The organism is Collinsella provencensis (assembly GCF_900199705.1).
Taxonomy (GTDB): Bacteria; Actinomycetota; Coriobacteriia; order Coriobacteriales; family Coriobacteriaceae; genus Collinsella; species Collinsella provencensis.
In genome coordinates, this window is sequence record NZ_LT904908.1 from 493730 (window position 1) to 515522 (window position 21793).

Below are 21793 nucleotides of genomic sequence, written 5' to 3' on the forward strand. Positions count from 1 at the left end.
TCGCTCACTATGGACACTCGCTCACGCATTTTCCGCCTGCCTGTATCCCGTTATCTATGGTTTCCCGCCATCGCCTATGGGTTTGCGCGCTTTGAGGCTTTCATACTGCAGTAATTCATAGGCAACGACAATTTGCCATAAGGAACAACGACCCGGCATAGGCGATAGCGTCGTACCATGGGAACAGCCCATGTCAATCCTCTCCATTTTCGGTAAGAATACGGAAGGCGATAGCGTCGTACCGTGGGAACGGCCCATGTCAATCACACTGGATTTCTCAATGCATGTTGGCGGAATCGATTGCTCTTTGGAGCAGTTAGGCGGCGCGATACGCCGTATACTTGAGCATGCGTATGCTCATTACAAAGCCGCTAATACAAAAGACCTTAAAACGTGAAGCAAGACGAGGGGGTACGTCCATCCATGCGACCCAAGCAGGCACTCGAGACAACACGCGACGGACTCACGCGTTCCACACATGCGCTTACTGCAGATGCCACGCGCGACGTTCGCAATCTGCGCGATAGCCTGCGCGTATATATCCTGTGCATCATCGTCGCCGCGCTCATGGGCATCGCGGGCTGGGCGTTTCTCGCTGCGCTCAACTGGGCAACCGCCACACGCGAAGCTCACCTCTGGCTCTTTTTGCTGCTTCCCATAGTCAACGTCGCAACGGCATGGATTTACCGCAACCACGGCCTGCGCGCACAGCGCGGCAATAACCTGGTCATCGACAGCACGCTCGGCGGCTCCCCCATCCATCGCCGGATGGGCCTGCTCACATTTGTCTGCTCCACCGCAACCCACCTGGCAGGCGGCTCGGCGGGACGCGAGGGCGCGGCCGTGCAGATGGGCGGAACCATTGCCAGCACCGTTGCCTCGGCATTCCACGTAACCGGACATGATCGCCGCGACGTCATGATGGCGGGAATCTCGGCGGCGTTTGGCGCCGCTTTCGGCACCCCATTGGCCGGCGCGTTCTTCGGCATGGAGATGTGCTTCATCGGAAAACTCGACTACAGTGCGGCGCTCTACTGCCTTACCGGCTCGTTTGTAGGCGACTTTGTGAGCCGAGGGTTGGGCAGCACCTTTGTCTTCCAGCCCATCGGCGCGGTGCCGAGCATGCAGCCCGCAACAATCGCCCTCGTCATCGTCGCCGCCATCCTCTTCGGTCTCACCGCGCGCCTGTTCACCTTCTGCATTCGCACCGTCAAACGGTTCTATGCGCGCTTCTTCCCCAACTACCTCGCCGCCGCGGTAGTCAGCGGCCTTGTGCTCATCGCCCTGTTCCTCGGATGCAAGCTGCACCTTTACGGCGGACTTTCCGAATGGCTCGTTCCCGCTGCATTCCGAGGGCAAACCACGCTGGCGGATCCGATCGCCAAGCTCGGCATGACGGCGCTCACCGTCGGCGCTGGATTCCAAGGTGGCGAGGTCACTCCCCTATTCGGAATCGGAGCATCGCTCGGCGGCTGGTTCGGCGAGGCGACGCTCGGAGAACCGGACTTCATGGCTGCCCTTGGCATGCTCGGCTTGTTCGGCAGTGCGCTCAACGTGCCTGTCACCACCATCATGCTGGGTATCGACATGTTCGGAGGCACCGCAGGAGCGTACTTTGTCATCGTTTCGTTTGTGGGCTATCTGGTCGCGGGTCATAGCGCGGTCTACCCCGCCCAGCGTATCATCACGCCTAAACGCCGCAGCCTTAAAGAGGATGCAGAACTCAGCGTGGCAGACGCCCTCGAACGACACCGCACAATCGTCGAAGTTCACGAGCCATCCCACACAGACGCCGAAACCGCAGCCCCTTCCACGAAGGACGAACAATGATGCAAAACCGTCTCAAGGCACTTGGAAAAACGCTCATCATCGTCAACCCCACGGCACAAAGCGGTGCCGCTGCAAACGTTGCCGAACGTCTGCAGCGCTTCTTGTCGCTCTACAGCCATGGCAATACGTTTGACCTGGTACGGACCGAATATCCGCGCCACGCTATCGAGCTTGCGAAACACGCCGTAGGCTACGACACCGTGCTTGCCCTTGGTGGCGACGGCGTGGTGCATGAAGTGGCAAACGGCCTGATGGCAATCGAAGCGGATAAGCGACCCACGCTCGGGATCATGCCTGTGGGATCGGGCAATGATTTTGCGAGGACGCTCGGTATTGCGGAAATCACCAACGCCAACAACGCTGACTTGTCCGCACTTCTCGACTGCGCACGCACCGCGATCGACGTGCTCAAGGTGACGTACGAACCTGTTGAGGAAGCGCGCAACACCGTTATGGGAAATGCGACAAACGCACCTCGCGATCAGGTCGAATACGCCGTGGAAACGGTGTCGTTCGGTCTTTGTGCCGCCATCGCAGCCGACACGCAGGTTCTTCGCAAGTCAACCGGACTTCGAGGTGCCCCACTCTACACCGCAAGCGGTATGAGATGCTTCGGACGCGGATACCGCAACTTCCCGGTAACCGTGCGCATCGACGACGGCACGTCTGAGAACCTCAAAATCATCGTCTTCGCTGTGCAAAACGGCCCCACCTATGGTTCCGGCTACCACATTTGTCCCAGTGCCGACCCTGCCGACGGGGCACTCGACATCTGTTATGCAAAAGGGCCTGTTCCCAGAGCCGTCGCCCTTCCCGTGTTCCTTTCCGCCAAAAACGGTAATCACGTGAATAACAAGCACATCCATCTGCAGCGCGCGCACTCAGTTGACCTGCAGTTTGCCGAGGACACCTACCCCATCCAACTTGACGGCGAAATCCTCAAGGCCCGCAACATGCGCATCGAGATCGTCCCGCAGGCACTTAACGTGCTCAAGCCGGCGTAAGAGGTGCGCTTCTGACGATCGAAAACAGAGAATATGGATGAGCGCTATTCAGAGGGGATGCATCGGCAGACATTAAACGAAAAGGAAAATATCGACATGACGCACAGAGAACGCATGGAAAATGGGCTGTGGTATGACGCCAATTTTGACCCGGAGCTGCTGGCTCTACGGGAAAACGCAGATGAATTGTGCTTTCGGTTCAATCACACAAGTCCTAAAAAATCGGAAGAAAAAGAACGCCTTCTGTCACAACTAATCCCCAGGCATGGGAATGACACCGTAATCCTTGCTCCCATCTATGCCGACTATGGTGTCAAAACCACGATCGGAGACGGAACTTTTATCAACCACAATGCCTATCTCATGGACGGCGGCACCATTACCATCGGTAGGCACTGCTTTATCGGTCCCAACTGCGGGATGTATACGGCGGGGCACCCCTTGAACCCGGAGGAACGAAACAAGGGGCTGGAAAGAGCGTTGCCAATTGTCATTGAAGACAATGTGTGGATTGGTGCGGATGTGACCATCCTGCCCGGAGTAACCATTGGGGAGGGAGCAGTCATTGGCGGCAAAAGCTGCGTGACAAAGGATGTCCCTGCCGGGGTAATCGCCGTTGGTAATCCTTGTCGAGTGATGAGGCCAATCACCGAAGAAGGTCGTATCGGAGAATTGGGGGTTGATGATGAATTGGGGTGAAATGGCTTCCGCTTATTCACCCCATCACCTCGTAACTGGGGCGTCATTCTCTGGTTGCGAGGTTCTTTTTTGTCCCAACGCCAGCCCCTCGGACGGCGTGTCTTCAGAATCGTTCGCACGCAAATAGGCCAACATGTCATCGACGTTCAACGCTGCAACGAGACTATGCTGTAAGAGTCTCAAATCACCCGTAACGAGAAAATCGGCATGTGCACGCTGCGCGGCTGCAAGTATAAGATTATCCTCGTAGTCGCTATGAATTGAACGTGTTTTGCAAGCGTGCCACACATCGGACTCATCGCTGCCAACCGCCGTGGCCAATCCATGCATATGTTCAACGCTCGCCCATGCCACAGCCTGAGCGGCAAGCGCCTCTGCATCCGTTAATACACCGCCTGAGTCTTCCCTACAAGCCTGTTTCGCGTCAGCAGCCACGCGATAAAACACGTCTCGAGATGAATTGACGGCATACAGCAGATCTATCCCATGAGCAGAAGCATAGTCGATGAGCTCAAAAGCTTTCACATGACCCGCTCGAGACGCAGAGTAATAATCCATCCACACATTGGTATCGAGCAAAAGCATCATATAACCACCCAGACAGGCTTCTAGGCACCAAAACGCTCTTCAAACATGAGATAGCGCAGCTCTTCGTCGGAAATGGGATCAATTTTTGGAGGCCAAGAAAGTCCCTGTTCGCGGTAGAAATCCTCGACGATCTTCGGTCCACGGCGCGCCCACTCAATACGGCGTTGACGCTCAGCTTCCGCCTCAGCTTGCTGCGCCTCAAACTCATCGGGACGTAGCAACGCATGGATATCCGCAGGCTTATCACCCAAATCCGAAACACGCTCCCATAGAGCACGAATCGCCTCACTCGGCGTAAAGCCAGCAGCTCGCAGCGCAGCATCTCCCGCACGCTTCAACTCGCTTTCAATACGGACGTTCATCTGTGTCATAGCCGGACTTATCGTTGGGGCGGGCATAGGGACCTCCTTTACCTCATGGAACCTATTTTAGTTCACACTATTCATTTTTATATAGCTGTATAGCTCTGCAATAGAGCCAGCAAGACACAAGCGCTCCCGTTCCGTCTGTCCCCACGAGGGGCACAAGCCGCATGAACGGGACGGGAGGCCCTATCGGAGATCCTACCTCATCACCTTGTCCATGAGCTCGTCGTACGTACTCACAAAGTCATAGCGAACGCCGTCCTCGCCGAGTTGCTCAAACAGCTTTCGTGCGCACTCAATCTTTGTCCGTTCCACTTCCTTGAGGCTGAACGAGTTGAGCGAGCCCTTGGTCTCGGCAATAAAGTAAATATGCTTCACCACACCCTCGTTGAAGGCGATTGCCCAGTCGGGTGCGTAGTCACCCACAGGCGTGGGAATCTTGAATGAGCGCGGCAGGTGTGCAAACACGCACACTTCATCAGACTCTTCGAGCTCCTGGGCAAACTTACGCTCCGTCTCGCTGTCAAACACCGTCCAATTCTGCACGCCCCTTTTAGACGTCGGCAACGCGCGCCCCAGGCTCTCTGGCATATCCGCGGCAAAGATTTCCGCAGCATCGTACTCTCCCGCCACGCGGTTATAGCGGATATGCTCCACCACCATGCGCGCTTTTTCGTCCACAATGAGCGCCGCGACCTTGACGATGAATTCCTCGGGGTTCGTTCGGAATGCAGCAAATCGGTCCGGCGCGATCTCCGACAAAATCGCCGCTGCAGTTGCGCGCGTAATACGCGCCTTACCTGCCACTTCGCCAACCAGGTCGTATGCAACATTTGAAATCACACCAGCATTGACCTCAAGCGTTTTACTGCTCTGGGCCGCAAAGCTATCGGCGGATTCGACTTGCTCGCGCGTCGTCTCATCACGCTGCGCACCTTTCTTGAGACGATAACGCGGAGCGGATACCGTGAGATTCTTATTGATACTTGCCACGGCGTTGCGTCGGAGCTCGTTTGAGTCAAACTCCACCGTGTACGCATGCTTGTGATTGATGCGCGCCCACAACTCCTGGAACTCCTTTTTACGGAAGTTGTCGTTGAGGCCGTTACTTGCCACCTTGGTGCCCAAGCCGTTTGCATACATGCCCGCAAGAGCAGACGAATCCTCAATGCTGCGCACCAGACTCTCGATTTGAGCACGATATCCATCAAGGTGCTCGGGTATATCCGAATCTCCAAGCGCCTTGAGACCCTTCTCGTTAAACTCGTCCGTAAGCTGACCTTTACGGTCAATGAGACCATTTCGAACCAACGCGTACATAATTTCGTTGGCATCTTCCTCGGTGAGCTTGTACTCCGCCACACCGTCGGACAGCACAAAGCCAGTGAAAAGCTTCTCCTCAACCTTCTTTGGGCGTTCACGCAGTTCGCTGATTGTCTCGCTTTGAAGCGACTTCACAAAGCTGTCGTAACCCTCGGAAGCGATTACAGTGAGCAGATTCACCGCATGCACACCGTCTCTGCCAAGCAACCTTTCGTCCTGGCGCGTACCGTCTTGGTCCACGCATAGACGCAAGCCGCGACCCACCTCTTGGCGCTTGGAAATATCCGAGTCGCCCGAGCTTTTGAGAGTGCAAATCTGGAACACATTGGGGTTGTCCCAGCCCTCACGCAGTGCGGAGTGGGAGAAGATAAAACGCACAGGCTCCTCAAATGAAAGCAGACGTTCCTTGTCCTTGAGAATAAGATCGTAGGCCACTACCGCATCCTCGCCCTCGGCAAACTCAGTGCCGCGCTTGAGTTTGTTGTCAATCGCGCGGCCCTTTTTGTCAATGGAGAAATAGCCCTCGTGAACCTTATGCTCAAGAGACTCGCGCAGATAGCGAAGATAGCGCGGATCACGCGCGTCATCGAGCGTGGGTTCGGCCGTGCGCGCCTCGACTGCAACCTGATATTCCTCCTCGAATATGCGTCCGTATACGCCTACGCCCTCGCTACCATCCTCGTCGTAGACGCGATATTTAGCCACCTCGTCAATGAAGAACAAAGACAGGCACTTGATACCTTGGCGGAACAGCACCTCCTCCTTTTGCAGATGCGAGGCTATCGTCTCGCGGATTTGAATACGACGCAGGTCCTCTTCGGAGGAGTCGTTGGCAATCTGCCCACGGTAGAGCCTCTCGTGGTTGTCAAACTCCACATAGCCCGTTTCGCCGTTCTGATCGGGCACAATACGCAGAATGCGGTACCCATGCACATACGCCTCAAGCTCATTTGACGCATAGTAAATGTTGTCGTTCTCGGAGAAGCGCCCCATGCTCTTGGTGACCTTACCGCCTGAGAGCTGCTTTTTATACTCAATCACTGCCACAGGAGGCTTGGTGGGACTCACGCGAATGTCCTGTAGATACACATAACCATCGGTACCGCGCATACCTATCATCTCGATGCCCTTGACCTCGATACGCTTGACCAAGCGCTCGTTATAGGCGTCGAGAGGGTCGAGCGCGAACACCGTGTTATGGCGCTCTTTATGGGTAGCGGAGTAATTGAGGCTGAACAGCGGTTTGAACTGCTGCATGGCTTTGCGCGTTGCACCCGATTTCTTGCCCATCTTCTGAGGCTCGTCGATGATGAGGATTGGATTAGTGGTGGAAAGCACGTCGATGGGACGACGGCTGCCAAAGTCGTCGCGCTCGGAGAACATGATACGCGCGGTCTTGTCACCGCCACGCCCCTCCTTGCTTTTGGACTCATCAAAAGCATTGAAGGCTTGCATGTTAATGACCATGACGGAGATGTCCGCGCGACTGGCAAAAGAGTCGATCTCGTTCAGGCGGCTCGAGTTGTACACAAACGACCAAAGGCGCTTGCCGTACTGCTCGTGAAAATGCTTGGCGGTAATCTCGAGGGACTTCGCAACGCCTTCGCGAATCGCCACGCTCGGAACCACGATGATGAACTTGGACCAGCCATAACGCGCATTGAGCTCAAACATCGTCTTGGTGTAGACGTAGGTCTTGCCCGTGCCCGTCTCCATTTCCACGTCGATCTCCACGGCACCAAGATCGCAATGCAAGCCAGCGGAAACGGGGATGCTGTTCTTACGCTGGGACTTCTTCACGTTTTCGAGCAGCTCGAGAGTGGTGAGTTGCAACGGCGCGTTGCGAAAACCCGAACCATTATCCACTACAACACCGCCGTCGGCGGCGCCCGTCAACCCAAGTGAGCTCTGCCCGCGCTTGTCCACGCGCGTTGCGCCAAGGTCGCGCACGTAGGACTGCGCGTCGATTTTTGACTGTCCGTCAAACACGTTGACCACGGCATCCGCCGCGCGCGTCTGGTAGTCGAGAACAGAGAACTTGAATTCCATAATCACGCCAATCAACATACAGGATGGTTTTATAATGGGATTACTATCCCTTGAAAAGGAGTCTTGTATGGTTATCGCACCAATCAAAGAACTCAAAGACGGAGCAGCGATTTCCGCCAAATGCCACGAACTCAACGAGCCCATCCACATCACTAAAAACGGATACGGCGACATGGTCATCATGAGCACCGAGGTATTCGAGCGCTACGACCGAATCATGCAGCGCGTGCTTGAGCGCGAACTAAGACATCAGCAGGAGCTCGAAGAAATCGTCGAGGATTTCCGCGCTGGTATGGCAGATTACAAAGCGGGAAATACTCGCGATGGCTTTGAGGTGCTGTCCGAGCTGAGGGCACAGTATGACCTATAGAATTCGCGTGGTCCCTGCCTTGACAGAACGCCTGGGTGAAATTACCACTTACATCAGGGATGACCTCGGTCTCCCAAAATCCGCCTCCATGTTGTACGACGATCTCGAGGCTAAGTTTGCAGTCATAGAGGAGTTCCCCCGCGCTTACATGGTTGACAAAGATGCGAGCAGGGCCATCGGTGAGGAGATCCGCGGTGTCAGCATTCGCTCGTTCAAACTTCTGTACTGGATTGACGATGCTGAGCAGACTGTCCTCGCATTCGCCATTCTGTTCCGCGGCGAGGATCCAAAGGCGCTGAGCAAAAACACATTCTTGCTGTAGCACGTCCCTACACCACCCTCGTCTGGGTGGCGGGGCTTATGGTCTTGAAGATTTCCTCAAAGTTGGCAAGAGCGTCGTCGCCGATGAAGGACGCGTCGCGCAGTACGGCACGAAGCGGCTCGCGCTCGGCCATGGCGCGGATGACATCCTCGGGCACCTCGCGATCAAAGCACGCCAGTAGCGTGTCATCGTCCACGGAATAGACCGTTTTGCCGCAAATATCGAGCTTGTCAATGCGGGCGGTATAAGGAATTACGAACTGCGGGAACAGCTGAAAGAGGATGTCCTCGGGAGTACGATCGGGCTTGAGGTTGTCTGCCAAACCGGAAAGCTGATCTTGTTGAATTACATCAGGAGTACGCTTGACGTCCTCGAAGTTGGATGAGTCGATCTTGAGCACACGGAAACCGATGTCGGGAACCTTCTTTGGCTCCTCGCCAAGCTTCAGCTGGGCGTTTGCCTCCTCGACCTCGGCCGCAATCTTAGCACCCGCACGGCGGATGCGCTCCTTGCCGATTTCGCAGAGATTGCCGAATTGCCCAGATACCTTTTCTGGAATCTGAACAAGAACAAACTGCCGCAAGCCGCCATCTTCGGAGTTTTTCTCCATAACACCCTCGGCCATGCTGGCAGAACCCGAGAAGAAGTCCAAAACAATACAGTTTGCATCCGTTGCAATATCCAAGATGCGTTTCATGAGACGAACTGGCTTTGGGGTATCAAAAGGCGCCACATCATCAAACAACAGTTTGAGATGTTTCTTCGCCTCATCGGTATGCCCAACTTCAGAATACGGCCATAGGTTGGTTGGCATTTTGCCGCCCATTGTATCCAGATATCGCTTTAAGCGCATTCCCCCTTTACCGCCGCCAGTAAAATAAAGTCGAGGCCAATTTCCCTCTTCATATCTTTTCTGGGCTGCAGCGAAAGTCTCTTCAGTAGGATTCTTCAGCATGATTGCGTCAACATCTTTGCGCACATCCTCTACAGCGACACCGCATATTTCCGCTCGCTTTTCCTCATCATGAATGTTGCGGAATTCATATTCAGCCCACTCATTCATTATTTCGAGCATGCTGTACCCGCCGAACGGTCGGCACCGACCGTTCGGCGGGTACAGCAGCTCTCCAGTGATGGGATGCTGAATTGCATAAACCATACCCTGATGATTTGCCGCACCTGGAGCTGCAGCATCGCCAGAAGACCACGGGCGAGGGTCTCCGTCAGGCGAAGCATAGCGATCATCCATGTCAGCAGTCCGCTCAAGACGACCCGGAATCCACATGCCCTGCTTCGAATACACCAGAATATGCTCGATTTCTGCAGGAATCCCTTTCGAGTCATTCCTCGGCGAATACGTCTTCTGCCAAGCGATATCCGCCACAAAACAATTCACACCAAAGATTTCATCGGACAGCAAGCGCAGATTTCTTGACTCATGATCATCGATGGAAATAAAAATGGCACCATCATCGCTCAGCAAATCTTTAGCGAGAAGCAGGCGCGGATACATCATTGAACACCAGTCGGAGTGGAAACGCCCTTTACTCGTACGGTTCTCCTCAAACCCATCGAGAATGTTGCCCCTTTCGTCAAAGGCCCCATTCTCGACACGCTCTTCCTCCGCCGTGCAAGCAAAGCTGTCGTTGTAGACGAATTCATGACCCGTGTTGTACGGCGGGTCGATGTAGATCATCTTGATTTTGCCGGCATAGGTCTCGCGCAGAATCTTGAGCGCATCAAGGTTATCGCCCTCAATGTAGAGGTTCTCCGTAGTGTCCCAGTTGACACTCTCCTCGGGTGCCGGGCGCATGGTCTTTCCGATAGGGCGAATCGCCTCTGCACGAGCCTTCTGTTTGCCAGGCCAAGTGAACTGATAGCGCTCGCGTTTGTCCTCCGCAATATCACCCACATGGGCTTTGAGTGCCTCTACGTCGATGCTATGGCAAACGTTGCCGTCCTTATCCAACACCTCGGTCACAATATCAGGAAACAGCTCTGCAAGTTTAGCAGCGTTCTCACTGGCGATGTCCGCCGTTGCAAGGTCGACCTTTTCCATGGCCTACTCCCCTTCCAAAAAGGAGAGTCCGACCTCGATACGCTTGGAGGGCTGAACCTCCTTCACGTAGCTCCATTTGAGGCTGACGATCAGCGCCTTCAGCGTGGTAGCACCATCTACTTGGGAGAGAACCTCAGTTTTGAGCGCCCCCCCCGAAACGAATTTCGGGGTTCAGCATGAATCGCTCCTCAAACGCATTTCATAGACGCATTTATTGTACAGTCACTCACCGCAGGATTGGCAAATTGCTCCCAAGATACACGCGCTCCGACAAATCCCCTCTCTCGGAGAGGTCACATGCAAAACCGCTATCGAGCCCGGGAGCGCATTCTCCAAAGCGTGAGGGCGAACCCAAGGGCGACCAGGGCACTCATCACCCAATACACTCGCTCGTATCCAAAGAGGAAGATATCCGGACGACCCTCCACGAACGCCGTCACGTGCTCTCCCGCCGCCACGCTCATCTGCCCGTAGAGCAGCGACATGGAGCCCGTGATGCCCGTGGCGAGGCCCAAATATCGTGCCAGAGCGCTCGCACTTCCGGCGAATCCCAGTAACTCGTGCGGAACCGATCCCATGATGAGCGAATTGTTGGGCGACTGGAACAGCGATGTGCCGAACGAAGCCAAGCCCAGGAAGAACAGAATCTCGGGCAGACCGCTCTCCATGTCGAAACGCCCCACCATGAACAGGCCGAATGCGAACGTAGCCAAACCGGCGCAGGTGGGAAGCTCGCACCCGATGCGATCGGACGCAGCGCCCGAAAGCGGGCCGGTGATGGCGTTCGCCAGCGGGATGACACAAAACACAATGCCCGCCAAACTCGGCGTAAATCCGCGCGCATCCTGCAGGTAAAACGGCGTCATGAGCTCATAGGCGCCAATGGCGACGAAGGAGATGAACAAACAGAGCAGATTCACCACGAACATGCGGTCAGAGAAGAGCTCAAGCGGTACGAGCGGGTCACGTGCGCGCCGCTCGTGCAACGCGAACCCAGCCAGCAATACAAGCCCGATCGCCAATCCGCCCAAGACGGGCGTCTCCACGCCCGAGGCGAGCGTAGATGCGCACACGAAGGTCAAAAACATGCCGGGAACGATGAGGACGCAGCCCAACGCATCGAGCGAACGACCTGCAATCTGGGGCTTGACATGGGGAAGCGTCTTGAAGCCGAGGACGAGCGATGCGATACCTACCGGCACGTTGATGAGAAAGATGTACTCCCAGGGTAGCGCCGAGACGATGAACCCGCCGAGCACCGGCCCGCACATCATGCCGAGCGCCACGAAGCTCGAGAGCAGGCCGAGCGCACGTCCGCGTTCGCGCGCAGGAAATGATTCGGTGATGATGCCCATGTTGTTCGCCATGGCCGCCGCACCACCCACGCCCTGAACCGCACGCGCTGCCACAAGTTGTCCCAGCGTAGCCGACATGCCGCACAAAAGCGATCCCACCGTAAAGACGGCGACGCCGGCTTGAAACATCCAGACCTTTCCGTACAAATCGCCCAGACGGCCGAATACCAAAAGAACCGCACAGGTCACCAGCAGGTAAATCGATGAGATCCATTGAATTTCGTCAAGGCCGACGGCAAGGTCTCGCTGCATTACGGGCATCGCGACGTTGACGATGCTCGAATCGAGCGTCGCCATGAACGTCATAATCAGCACGGTAAACAAGACGGCCCATTTACTTTTGCCATGAGTGTTGCCCTCAACAAGGTCGCGCCGCTGCTCCTCGCTCAACTTCAACGTCTCTCGATTCATTCCGCCTCCGCGTCGAACGTCCAAATCGTCCATTAGCATACAACGCGAATGCACGGGCGGTTATCATAGAGAACATCCAGCGGCCAAATCGACGGGAGCGCACATGACAGACAAGAAAAAGGGTATCATCGCCGAGTTCAAAGAGTTCATCAACCGTGGCAACGTCATGGATATGGCCGTCGGCGTCATCATCGGCGGCGCGTTCACCGGCATTGTCAACTCATTGGTGACCGACATCCTCCAGCCGCTGCTCAACTCCGTGGGTGGCTCGCCCGAAATCAAGGGCTTGGCGTTCTACCTCAACGGCCAGGAAATCAACTTCGGCGCCTTCATCTCCGCCATCATCAGCTTCCTCATCACCGCGATCGCGGTGTTCGCCATCGTCAAGGCGATGAACGAAGCTGCTCACATCAAGGAGCGCGCTGCCGAGAAAGTCGGTCTTGCCAAGGCAGCGGAAGAGGCGGCAAAACCCGCACCACGCGTGTGCCCCTTCTGCAAGTCCGAGATCGCCGACGATGCAACCCGGTGCCCCAACTGCACGAGCAAGCTCGAAGGATACGACAACCCTGTCGAATAGGCTCTGTGCAAATAAGGATTCACACGAGAGAGCCGACATATCATCCGGCGCTCGGGCAGTCCTGTTCGCACGAAGGGTCCACTGGACCCTTCGGCTCGTGCGGAACTCGCGGCGGACGATATGTCGGTTCCGTCCCATTTACGGCGAAGGAAGCGACATAAGTACAGCGTTCGGCGCGCTTACAGACCGCGCTCGGCAAGCCACGTGTTCACGTCGGCATATACCTCATCACGTATCGGCTCATTGAGGATCTCGTGGCGCGCTCCATCGTAGAGCTTCTCGTCCACACGCTCGATGCCTGCCTTGCGATACATCTCAACCGCGCGGTCCACACCCGCGCCGCACTCACCCACCGGATCATCACTGCCCGCGATGAACAGCAACGGCAACCCATGGGGAATGCCGCGCGCCAAACGCACGTCCGTGGCATCGGACACCAAACTCAGCAGCGTGTGATACGCGCCCACCGTGAACGGCTGACCGCAGAGGGGGTCGCGCTGATATTCGGCCACAACTTCGGGATCGGTGGAAATCCAATCCACCTCGGTCTGTGCGTCCTCGATCTGCTTGCCGTACGCGCCGGCGCCCAAGCCGTCTACCAGAGTGCTTACATGGTGCTCACCGCGCGTGCGCGCGAACAAGCGCGTGAGAGTCTTACCCGCCTGCGTCAACGCGCGCGGTTGCTGACCGGTTCCACACAACACCGCTGCGCGGACGCCGAGAGCGTGCCGCGTGATGTACACACGGGCGATGAAACTGCCCATGGAGTGGCCGAAGATGATGTACGGGATGTTGCTCGGACGCATGTCCGCCTGCTTGGCAAGCACCTCGAGCGCGGCCTTGCGCAGCGTGTGCACATCGGCAATCAGTACGTCCTCCCCCGCCTCAAGCGGCATGTGTCCCAGTTCATCAGCGGAGGACACCGTTTTTCCATGACCCACATGATCGTTGGCGCACACGGCAAAACCCTGCTCGCACAGGTATGCGGCAAACGGAGCATAGCGTTCCACGTGTTCGGCCATGCCATGCACGAGCTGGATCAAGCCACGCGGTGCCTCGCTGCCAGCGACAACCGTGGCAGGTTCCCACAGCAAAGCGCGCACCGTGGAACGACCATCACGGCTCGGATACGTTAGCGTCGTCGTTTTCATGGAAGCTCCTCTGCAGTCGCGCCAAGTGGACAAGCACGCGCCCGAGCCTCATAGCGACCGCACGCGCGCAAGCTCCCCTACAAATGATCGATGTAAGCCCGCTGGCAGCAGGTTTTACTCGGAAAACATCGAGGGGATTCTGAACTCGCTCATGGGGATACGGCGAGCCTCGCGTTTTTCGGCATCACCGATCTCGTCGCTCGCATAGCCCACGGTGAGCATGTGGATCGGATACAAATCGCTTGGCAGACCAAACGAATCGATGACCTCACGCGGATCGAAGTGGCACACCCAGCAGGTATGCAATCCAAGGTCCTCCGCCTGCATCATCATCTGATCGACCACGATACTCGTATCGATGTTTGCGGAGCTCATCAAGTCGTAGGTGCGCACCCACGCCGTGTCGACCTTCTCGCACACCATGAGCACGAGCGGTGCACCGAACACGCTGCCGTCACGCCCGAAGCGTCCCGCAGCAGCAGCCGCACGCTCGCGCAGCGCCGGCGTGTCGCATACCAGCACGCGCGTGGGATGGTTGTTGTGAGCCGACGGCGCGATGCGTCCCGCCTCGAGGATGGCATTGAGCTTTTCGGGCTCGACGGGCCGGTCCTCGTAATGACGGCAGGAATAGCGGCTTTGGGTCAGGTCGGCAAACGGCATGGCGGCACTCCTTTTTCAAAAGAAAACGGCGCGCCCGTTGTGGACGCGCCGCCATCAACTGTGGGACTCATACCCACATTCGCCTGCGCTTATGCCTCAACCAAAGGGTCGTATGAGAAGCTTTACGCCTTGGGGCGTTGCGCCTCGTCGGTCTCGGCAACCTGCGCGCGCTCAATTACGCCGTCTTCGGGACGCTCGAGCTCCGGGATGAGCGAACAGTACGCGTTCTCGGTCGCATCCTTGCGCGAGCTCTTCTTGGCGTACGCTTTTACTGCACCGGTGGTTTTGGCAATGGACTGCAGTGTTCCCGCGCCGGCCACGCAACCGCCCGGGCACGCCATGCCCTCAAGCAGGTATCCGTCGTATTTGCCCTTGGTGGCGAGCTTCATCATCTTGCGGCACTCGTCGAGACCCTCGGCGTTGGCAACCTTAACTTTAAGATCAGGATGCTCGCGGTGGATGGCGTTCACCACCGCCGTCGCCACACCACCCGCCACGGCAAACCCGCGACCGTCGGCGCTAGCGACCTCGAAATCACCGCCCTCGCCCTCAAGGGCCGTGTACTCGATGTCCTTGGCCTGCATCATGCCGGCCATCTCCTCGAACGTCAGCACAAAGTCGACTTCACTCTTTACGCTCTTGCGCATGGCCTCGAGCTTCTTTGCCGAACATGGCCCCACAAAGACGATCTTCGCGTTGGGATGCTGTTTGCGAATGAGGCGCGCCGTGAGCGTCATGGGCGTGAGAGCCATCGAGATGCAGTCGGCATGTTCGGGAAACTCCTTCTTTGCCATAACCGACCAGGCCGGACAGCAGGAGGTGCCCATGAACGGGATCTTGTCGGGAACCTCCTCCAGGAAGTCGCCCGCCTCCTCGACGGCGCAGAGATCGGCACCGAGGGCAACCTCCTCCATGCCGGCAAATCCCAGCTGCTTAAAGGCCTCACGCAGCTTATCGACGTTGCCCTTGCCACCGAACTGACCAACAAACGCAGGCGCCACCTCGGCGATGACCTCGTCTCCCGCGTTGATGGCCATGATGATCTGGAAGATCTGGCTCTTGTCTGCAATAGCGCCAAACGGACAGTTTACGAGGCACTGTCCGCAGCTCACGCATTTCTCATAGTCGATCTCGGCGCGACCGTGTTCGTCGGAACCGATGGCGTGCATACCGCAAGCCTCGGCGCACGGGCGTACGTGATGGTGGATCGCGTGGTAGGGGCACACCTGGGCGCAACGGCCGCACTTGATGCATTTCTCCTGGTCGATAAACGCTTTCTTGTCTTTGAACGTGATGGCGCCCTTGGGACAGATCTCGCGACACGGATGGGCCAGACACGCCTGACAGGCAGAAGGCGACACGCGATAGACGTTGTCCTCGCAGGCATTGCAGGCAAACTTGATGACATTCACCAGCGGCGGCTCGTAGTAGGTCTCCGCCACTGCGGCCTTCTTGATGTCGCCAGTCGCGCCTTCGGGCTGGTCGAGGTCCTGCAATGACAAGCCCATGGCAAGGCGGATGCGCTCCTGCACGATGGCGCGCTCCAAGAAGACCGACTCGCGGTACGTTGCCACGTCGCCGGGAAGGATGTCATACGGCAGGCGATGGAGCCGTGAGGCGACCTCGCCCAACTGACCGTCCCCTTCGGCGGAGGCGTCGACCGAGCCCGACGCGTATGCGATCTTCGCGACCTCGGTAAATACCCTCCTACGGATCTGAGTCAAATTCGTGTAAACGCCGCGCATCGTTCCAGACATGAAAGCCCTCTCTTTACGAATCGATGTCTCGCTTTGAAAAGTATGGCACAAAACGGTCGGGGTACGGAGCGCGCAGTTCGAGACGCCCGCCCGTCGCGGGATGCGGAAACACCTCGGCGGCAGCATGCAACATGAGCGGGGCTCGGCCGCCGCGATTCGCCGCGGTGCCATACAACGGGTCTCCCAGAATCGGGAAACCACGACTCGCAAGATGCACGCGGATTTGATGACGGCGCCCCGTCTTGAGCGTGAGCTCGAGCAGCGTGAGGTTAGCCCCATGGCGGCGCGTCGTATCGAGCACGCGTACGAGGGTCGTCGCCGACTTGCCCTGCTTGCCCGTACCCACGCGCATACGGCGCGCGTCGTGACGGTCGCGTGCGATGGGCGCGTCGATGCGCGTAAGCGACGCCGGCACATGTCCGCGCACGATGGCGAGGTAGCGCTTTTGCATACCGTCGTGCGTTGCCACGAGTGCATCGAGGGCCGGTTGCGTGCTTTTGTCGAGCGAGAAGAGCACCAAGCCGGTCGTATCGGCGTCGAGCCGCTGCACGGGCTGTACCTGCGCGGCGGCCTGCACGCGCCCCTCTTGCTTGAGATGGTCGCGGACGGCATCGGTGAGCGTGGGCGCACCGGTGCCGTCGCCGTGCACGATGATGCCCGCGGGCTTATCCACAGCAAGCAGCCAGTCATCCTCATAGACAATGGCTGGCTCCTGTGCCGTTGCGCCCATCTTCTCCTCAAATCCCTTTACTCAATCGGCCATCCCAACGCCTCGCATATGGAGCGCGAAACGAAGCACGCAACGTGCAAAGACGCCGGAAATAAACCGTTTTCACGTTCAAAGGCTACAGCTGAGCCAACGCCTGCTCGACATCGGCAATCAAGTCCTCAGTGGACTCGATACCGCAGGAGAGGCGCACCATGTCGGGAGCGATGCCGCAGGCTTCGAGCTCGGCATCGTTCATCTGGCGGTGCGTGGCGTTTGCCGGATGCAGACAGCAGGTGCGCGCATCGGCCACATGCGTGGCGATCTGCGCGATCTTCAGGCTCTTCATGAACTGCTCTGCCGCGGGGCGCCCGCCGTTGAAGCCAAAGCTCACCACACCGCAGGAGCCGTTCGGCAGGTACTTCTGCGCAAGCTCATGATACTCGTCGCCCGGCAGACCCGGATAACGCACAAAACGAATGGCGGGATGCTGCTGCAGGTACTCGGCCATAGCCTGGCCGTTTTTGCAGTGCTGGGCCATGCGCACATGCAGGCTCTCGAGGCCCATGTTGAGCAGGAAGGCATTTTGCGGGCTCTGGATGGAACCGAAGTCGCGCATGAGCTGGGATGTTGCCTTGGTGATGAATGCGCCCTCGTTGCCGAACTTCTCGGCATACACCACACCGTGATACGTCTCATCGGGCGTGGTAAGGCCGGGGAACTTGTCGGCATGTGCCATCCAATCGAAACGGCCCGCGTCCACAATGGCGCCGCCCACCGCCGCGCCGTGGCCGTCCATGTACTTGGTGGTGGAGTGCGTCACGATGTCCGCTCCCCACTCGATGGGACGGCAGTTGATGGGCGTGGGGAACGTGTTGTCGACGATCAACGGCACGCCATGGGCGTGGGCAGCCGTAGCGAAACGCTCGATATCGAGAACGGCGAGCGCAGGGTTGGCGATTGTCTCACCGAACACGCACTTGGTGTTGGGACGGAACGCCGCCTCAAGCTCCTCCTCGGTAGCGTTGGGGGCTACGAAGGTGCACTCGATGCCCATGCGGTGCATGGTGTGGGCGAGCAAGTTGTAGCTGCCGCCGTAAATCGCGGAGCTCGCCACCACATGGTCACCGTTACCCGCGATGTTGAACACGGAGAAGAAGTTCGCCGCCTGGCCGGAGCTCGTGAGCATAGCCGCGGTACCGCCCTCGAGCTCGGCGATCTTCGCTGCCACGTAATCGTTCGTGGGGTTTTGCAGACGCGTGTAGAAGTAGCCGGATTCCTCGAGGTCGAAGAGGCGCCCCATGTGCTCAGAGGTATCGTACTTCCACGTCGTGGACTGATAGATGGGAATCTGACGCGGTTCGGCATCGCCGGGATGATAACCGCCCTGCACACACGTTGTTCCGATATGCTCTGCCATTGCGGGCTCCTTTGCTCGATAGCGCGGCGTTTGCACCGCGCTGTGAATTGCAATACGGGTAAAATGGTATACCGAACAATCGCATTCGAAAGGATGAACCATGGCAATCAACAAAGAAGAAATGTCCCTTGACCGCGAGGCGCTCAAGCAGACGGCGGACGCCTATCACAAGAGCGGCTTCAACTGCGCTCAGTCGGTCATCTGCGCCCTCGCACCGTGTATCGATCTCGATGAGCACGTGGCCTTTGCCCTCACGGAAGCGTTCGGCGCGGGCATGGGCGGCAGGACCGAGACGTGCGGTGCCATCAGCGGTGCGATTGCGGCGCTTGGCCAAGTTGAAAGCAGCGGTTTTGATGCCCCGGGAAGCAAGGGCCGCACGTACAAGATCGCCAAAGACCTCTGCGAACGCTTCTGCGAAAAAAACGGTTCGAACATCTGCCGTGAGCTCAAGGGCATCGGCACCGACCACGGTCCCTTGCGCAGCTGCCCGGGATGCATCGACGACGCCATCGACCTGTTCTGCGACATCATGATTGAGCAGGGAGCGCAGGTAGGCTAACGCACAATCCCGCAAGCGAAGCAGACGCGTCCCATCAGGCTCAGCTCTTCGAGAAATCGCCTGAAAGGACGCGTCTTCCCTGCTGATTGACACCCAATTTATACGGAGCCGCACATGAAACGATGCGTGCGGATACGCGGGCTCGCCTGAACCTCCGCCTTCACGCAAGGGAGGCAAGGCGGCGCACTAGAACTCATCAAAACGCGGGGTGTCTACAACGGCGCACTCGTCACCGTTCGCCAGCTCGGTGAGCGCCGCCAAGAACGGTCGCTCCTCCCCCACTCGAAACACAACGTGCACGGCAACCACATCGGTGAAGTCAGTCCCCACTACCTTGCCGCCCGCGTCCTCAACAAGACGCGTGGCCTGGTTGTACAGCGAATATGGCACAGTGACGTCAACGGGCACGACGCTCGTCATCTCCACAAGTTGCCCCGCGGCATGTGCCGACTCAATCGCCGCCTGCGCAGCCGCCGTATACGCGCGCACCAAACCGCCCGGACCGAGCAGGGTCCCACCAAAGTAGCGCGTCGTCACGCAGCACACGTCACGCAGACCCGCTCCGCGCAGCACCTCCAGCGTGGGCATACCGCTCGTACGCTGTGGCTCGCCGTCGTCGCTTGCCCGCTCCGTTCCGTCGGCCAAGATGAACGCGGGAACATTGTGACGCGCATCGTAATGCTTGGCGCGCATGGCGGCCTGATGCGCCGCAGCCTCCTCGGAGCTTTCTACATGCACGAGCTGCGCGATGAACCGGCTCTTGCGGTCCACGAACTCCCCTATCGCCATCTCGCCCGCTCGAAGTGTGGTGTAGTTTTCCATACCGGCAACCCCATTCGTGTCATTTCTCATGCGTCCATGATACCCAAGCCTCGCCCGAGAATCCCCGTGGTACAATGCCCTCTCGCAGAGCGGGCCAGGCGATCGCGCGATGCACGCACCTTCGGGCCGTGCACGTGAGGAAAGTCCGGGCTCCATAGGGCAGGAAGCTGGTTAACGGCCAGGCGGGGCAACCCGACGGAAAGCGCCGCAGAAAAGAAGACTCCCGCTGCCCGTGTCATGCGGGTGAGAGAAAAGCTGAAACGGCGGTGTAAGAGACCACCAGCGTCGCGGCAACGCGACGGCTTGGCAAGCCCCTTCCGGAGCAAGCGCGAATAGGAACGCCATGGGTCGGCCCGACTCGCGTTCGGGTAGCGTGCGAGGAACTGCATGGCAACGTGCAGGCAAGATAAATGATCGCCCTCGACAGAACCCGGCTTATCGGCTCGCTCTGCTTTTCTTTGCGCACTCCGCTGACACCTCCCACTTCCCCACGTTCAACTGCATTACCACACGAGACGAGTCGGATTATTTCGTGCTCAAGCATCCGGTTTCCCACACTCAATCTCGACAAAAAACGCCCTTGATGTTGGGGCAAACTCAAACGCATGGTGGTAGACTAATACGGCTATGTAAACAGGTGCGCTATGCATCGCACCCGACGGGAATGTGGTATACGTGGACGTATCATTCTCCTTTTTCATTGCGCAAGTCACTTCCAATCCAATACTTGCCCTCACGGTCCTTCTCACGCTCGGCGTGATCTTCGTCAATGGCTGGACCGACGCGCCGAACGCCATCGCCACCTGCGTGACCACGCGCTGCATGCCTCCGCGGCAGGCCATCATCATGAGCGCCATCTTCAACTTCCTGGGCGTTTTCATCATGACGAGCATCAACTCGAGCGTCGCCTCGACCATTTCCAACATGGTCGACTTCGGATCGAACACGCAGATCGCGCTCATCGCGCTGGGTGCGGCGCTCTTCTCCATCGTGGTCTACTCGGTGGGTGCCAGCATCTTCGGCATCCCCACCTCCGAGAGCCATAGCCTTATCGCCGGCCTCACCGGCGCGGCCATCGCTCTGGGCGGCGCCGACGGCGTGAACATGGACGAGTGGATCAAGGTCATCTACGGTCTGGTGCTCTCCCTGGTTCTCGGCTTCTTTATGGGCTGGCTCACCTGCAAGGTCGTGACGGTGCTCTTCTCCGGCACCGATCGCCGGAAGTCCAACACGTTCTTCAAGTACGCTCAGATCGCCGGTGCCGCCGCTATGAGCTTCATGCACGGCGCGCAGGACGGTCAGAAGTTCATCGGCGTGCTCTTCCTCGGCGTCGCGTTCTGCAACGGCCAGAGCTCCGTGGTGGACATGATCATCCCTGTGTGGCTCATGATCCTGTGCTCCATCGTCATGGGCGTGGGTACGAGCGTGGGAGGCGAGAAGATCATCAAGTCCGTGGGTATGGACATGGTCAAGCTCGAAAAGTACCAGGGCTTCTCCGCCGACCTCTCGAGCTCCCTGTGCCTGTTGCTCGCCACCCTCACGGGCATTCCCGTTTCGACCACGCACGTCAAGACGAGCGCCATCATGGGCGTCGGCGCGGTCAAGCGCCTGTCCGCCATCAACTTCGGCGTGGTCAAAGACATGCTCCTCACCTGGGTCTTCACATTCCCGGGATGCGGTATCATCAGCTTTTTCATGGCAAAGCTGTTCCTTCTTCTCGTCTAGTTCCCATCGTGCATGATATGAACGATCGATCTGTAAAGGAC

General features: G+C 57.8%; 19 protein-coding genes and 1 other RNA gene. 9 read left to right on the forward strand and 11 right to left on the reverse strand.

Annotation, left to right across the window (positions count from 1 at the left end; genetic code table 11):
• Nucleotides 1–423: 423 nt before the first annotated feature.
• From C1711_RS02200 to C1711_RS07950, 3 genes are read left to right on the forward strand one after another with little or no spacing between them, the layout of a single operon-like run.
• Entirely contained in the window at nt 424–1830 is a 1407-nt protein-coding gene (locus C1711_RS02200) for a chloride channel protein (RefSeq protein ID WP_102337588.1), read from the forward strand.
• The gene (locus C1711_RS02205; protein ID WP_102337589.1) at nt 1827–2834 is read left to right on the forward strand and encodes a diacylglycerol/lipid kinase family protein; all 1008 of its coding nucleotides are present in this window, start codon (nt 1827–1829) and stop codon (nt 2832–2834) included. Before C1711_RS02200 ends, C1711_RS02205 begins: the two co-directional genes overlap by 4 nt.
• A gap of 33 nt (nt 2835–2867) precedes the next feature.
• Nucleotides 2868–3533, forward strand: coding sequence for a sugar O-acetyltransferase (locus tag C1711_RS07950; protein WP_234346181.1), 666 nt, complete (start codon nt 2868–2870; stop codon nt 3531–3533).
• Nucleotides 3534–3557: 24 nt separating this feature from the next.
• Here the strand turns inward: C1711_RS07950 and C1711_RS02215 are convergent, their stop codons facing one another.
• The 3 genes from C1711_RS02215 to C1711_RS02225 form a co-directional block, all read right to left on the reverse strand.
• The gene (locus C1711_RS02215) at nt 3558–4121 is read right to left on the reverse strand and encodes a PIN domain-containing protein (RefSeq protein ID WP_102337591.1); all 564 of its coding nucleotides are present in this window, start codon (nt 4119–4121) and stop codon (nt 3558–3560) included.
• 20 nt (nt 4122–4141) lie between these two features.
• A complete protein-coding gene (locus C1711_RS02220) occupies nt 4142–4519 on the reverse strand; it encodes a type II toxin-antitoxin system RelB/DinJ family antitoxin (RefSeq protein WP_102337592.1) in 378 nt (125 codons plus the stop codon).
• Between the two features lie 165 nt (nt 4520–4684).
• Nucleotides 4685–7858, reverse strand: a complete 3174-nt coding sequence (locus C1711_RS02225; protein ID WP_102338531.1) for a restriction endonuclease — start codon at nt 7856–7858, stop codon at nt 4685–4687.
• 67 nt (nt 7859–7925) lie between these two features.
• Here C1711_RS02225 and C1711_RS02230 point away from each other — a divergent pair, with 67 nt between their 5' ends.
• Nucleotides 7926–8228 carry a type II toxin-antitoxin system Phd/YefM family antitoxin gene (locus tag C1711_RS02230; RefSeq protein ID WP_102337593.1) on the forward strand — a complete coding sequence of 101 codons (303 nt, stop codon included), beginning with the start codon at nt 7926–7928 and terminating at the stop codon, nt 8226–8228.
• Nucleotides 8218–8550, forward strand: a complete 333-nt coding sequence (locus C1711_RS02235; RefSeq protein WP_159060025.1) for a type II toxin-antitoxin system RelE/ParE family toxin — start codon at nt 8218–8220, stop codon at nt 8548–8550. Before C1711_RS02230 ends, C1711_RS02235 begins: the two co-directional genes overlap by 11 nt.
• A 7-nt stretch (nt 8551–8557) precedes the next feature.
• Here the strand turns inward: C1711_RS02235 and C1711_RS02240 are convergent, their stop codons facing one another.
• Nucleotides 8558–10609, reverse strand: coding sequence for a site-specific DNA-methyltransferase (locus C1711_RS02240; RefSeq protein WP_102337595.1), 2052 nt, complete (start codon nt 10607–10609; stop codon nt 8558–8560).
• 308 nt (nt 10610–10917) lie between these two features.
• On the reverse strand, nt 10918–12375 hold the full coding sequence (locus C1711_RS02245) for an MFS transporter (RefSeq protein WP_102337596.1): 1458 nt from the start codon (nt 12373–12375) through the stop codon (nt 10918–10920).
• A 103-nt stretch (nt 12376–12478) separates the two neighbouring features.
• On the opposite strand from C1711_RS02245, the gene mscL reads away from it, so the two are divergent.
• Nucleotides 12479–12952, forward strand: a complete 474-nt coding sequence (mscL, locus tag C1711_RS02250; RefSeq protein ID WP_102337597.1) for a large conductance mechanosensitive channel protein MscL — start codon at nt 12479–12481, stop codon at nt 12950–12952.
• Nucleotides 12953–13131: 179 nt separating this feature from the next.
• Here mscL and C1711_RS02255 read toward each other — a convergent pair whose 3' ends face one another.
• From C1711_RS02255 to C1711_RS02275, 5 genes are all read right to left on the reverse strand, one after another.
• Nucleotides 13132–14103 (reverse strand): alpha/beta fold hydrolase, encoded by a 972-nt coding sequence (locus C1711_RS02255; RefSeq protein ID WP_102337598.1) that lies wholly within the window; start codon nt 14101–14103, stop codon nt 13132–13134.
• A gap of 114 nt (nt 14104–14217) precedes the next feature.
• Nucleotides 14218–14763, reverse strand: a complete 546-nt coding sequence (locus tag C1711_RS02260) for a nitroreductase family protein (RefSeq protein ID WP_102337599.1) — start codon at nt 14761–14763, stop codon at nt 14218–14220.
• Nucleotides 14764–14885: 122 nt separating this feature from the next.
• A complete protein-coding gene (locus tag C1711_RS02265) occupies nt 14886–16520 on the reverse strand; it encodes a 4Fe-4S dicluster domain-containing protein (RefSeq protein WP_102337600.1) in 1635 nt (544 codons plus the stop codon).
• 13 nt (nt 16521–16533) lie between these two features.
• On the reverse strand, nt 16534–17250 hold the full coding sequence (locus C1711_RS02270; RefSeq protein ID WP_102337601.1) for an RluA family pseudouridine synthase: 717 nt from the start codon (nt 17248–17250) through the stop codon (nt 16534–16536).
• A gap of 115 nt (nt 17251–17365) precedes the next feature.
• A complete protein-coding gene (locus C1711_RS02275) occupies nt 17366–18646 on the reverse strand; it encodes an O-acetylhomoserine aminocarboxypropyltransferase/cysteine synthase family protein (RefSeq protein WP_102337602.1) in 1281 nt (426 codons plus the stop codon).
• 100 nt (nt 18647–18746) lie between these two features.
• On the opposite strand from C1711_RS02275, the gene C1711_RS02280 reads away from it, so the two are divergent.
• Nucleotides 18747–19205 (forward strand): C-GCAxxG-C-C family protein, encoded by a 459-nt coding sequence (locus C1711_RS02280; protein ID WP_102337603.1) that lies wholly within the window; start codon nt 18747–18749, stop codon nt 19203–19205.
• A gap of 186 nt (nt 19206–19391) precedes the next feature.
• On the opposite strand, the gene C1711_RS02285 is transcribed toward C1711_RS02280, so the two are convergent.
• Complete coding sequence (locus tag C1711_RS02285) at nt 19392–20027, reverse strand: IMPACT family protein (RefSeq protein ID WP_102337604.1); 636 nt, start codon at nt 20025–20027, stop codon at nt 19392–19394.
• Between the two features lie 86 nt (nt 20028–20113).
• Between C1711_RS02285 and rnpB the strand changes: the two genes are divergently transcribed.
• An RNA gene (gene rnpB / locus C1711_RS02290) (RNase P RNA component class A) lies at nt 20114–20481 on the forward strand.
• 221 nt (nt 20482–20702) lie between these two features.
• Nucleotides 20703–21752 carry an inorganic phosphate transporter gene (locus C1711_RS02295; protein ID WP_102337605.1) on the forward strand — a complete coding sequence of 350 codons (1050 nt, stop codon included), beginning with the start codon at nt 20703–20705 and terminating at the stop codon, nt 21750–21752.
• Nucleotides 21753–21793: the final 41 nt, after the last annotated feature.

What these genes read in the sequence shown, in the direction of transcription:
- C1711_RS02200 (WP_102337588.1), top strand. Translation starts at nt 424, where the DNA reads ATGCGACCCAAGCAGGCACTCGAGACAACACGCGACGGACTCACGCGT.
- C1711_RS02205 (WP_102337589.1), top strand. Translation starts at nt 1,827, where the DNA reads ATGATGCAAAACCGTCTCAAGGCACTTGGAAAAACGCTCATCATCGTC.
- C1711_RS07950 (WP_234346181.1), top strand. Translation starts at nt 2,868, where the DNA reads ATGGATGAGCGCTATTCAGAGGGGATGCATCGGCAGACATTAAACGAA.
- C1711_RS02215 (WP_102337591.1), bottom strand. Translation starts at nt 4,121, where the DNA reads ATGATGCTTTTGCTCGATACCAATGTGTGGATGGATTATTACTCTGCG.
- C1711_RS02220 (WP_102337592.1), bottom strand. Translation starts at nt 4,519, where the DNA reads ATGCCCGCCCCAACGATAAGTCCGGCTATGACACAGATGAACGTCCGT.
- C1711_RS02225 (WP_102338531.1), bottom strand. Translation starts at nt 7,858, where the DNA reads ATGGAATTCAAGTTCTCTGTTCTCGACTACCAGACGCGCGCGGCGGAT.
- C1711_RS02230 (WP_102337593.1), top strand. Translation starts at nt 7,926, where the DNA reads ATGGTTATCGCACCAATCAAAGAACTCAAAGACGGAGCAGCGATTTCC.
- C1711_RS02235 (WP_159060025.1), top strand. Translation starts at nt 8,218, where the DNA reads ATGACCTATAGAATTCGCGTGGTCCCTGCCTTGACAGAACGCCTGGGT.
- C1711_RS02240 (WP_102337595.1), bottom strand. Translation starts at nt 10,609, where the DNA reads ATGGAAAAGGTCGACCTTGCAACGGCGGACATCGCCAGTGAGAACGCT.
- C1711_RS02245 (WP_102337596.1), bottom strand. Translation starts at nt 12,375, where the DNA reads ATGAATCGAGAGACGTTGAAGTTGAGCGAGGAGCAGCGGCGCGACCTT.
- mscL (WP_102337597.1), top strand. Translation starts at nt 12,479, where the DNA reads ATGACAGACAAGAAAAAGGGTATCATCGCCGAGTTCAAAGAGTTCATC.
- C1711_RS02255 (WP_102337598.1), bottom strand. Translation starts at nt 14,103, where the DNA reads ATGAAAACGACGACGCTAACGTATCCGAGCCGTGATGGTCGTTCCACG.
- C1711_RS02260 (WP_102337599.1), bottom strand. Translation starts at nt 14,763, where the DNA reads ATGCCGTTTGCCGACCTGACCCAAAGCCGCTATTCCTGCCGTCATTAC.
- C1711_RS02265 (WP_102337600.1), bottom strand. Translation starts at nt 16,520, where the DNA reads ATGTCTGGAACGATGCGCGGCGTTTACACGAATTTGACTCAGATCCGT.
- C1711_RS02270 (WP_102337601.1), bottom strand. Translation starts at nt 17,250, where the DNA reads ATGGGCGCAACGGCACAGGAGCCAGCCATTGTCTATGAGGATGACTGG.
- C1711_RS02275 (WP_102337602.1), bottom strand. Translation starts at nt 18,646, where the DNA reads ATGGCAGAGCATATCGGAACAACGTGTGTGCAGGGCGGTTATCATCCC.
- C1711_RS02280 (WP_102337603.1), top strand. Translation starts at nt 18,747, where the DNA reads ATGGCAATCAACAAAGAAGAAATGTCCCTTGACCGCGAGGCGCTCAAG.
- C1711_RS02285 (WP_102337604.1), bottom strand. Translation starts at nt 20,027, where the DNA reads ATGGAAAACTACACCACACTTCGAGCGGGCGAGATGGCGATAGGGGAG.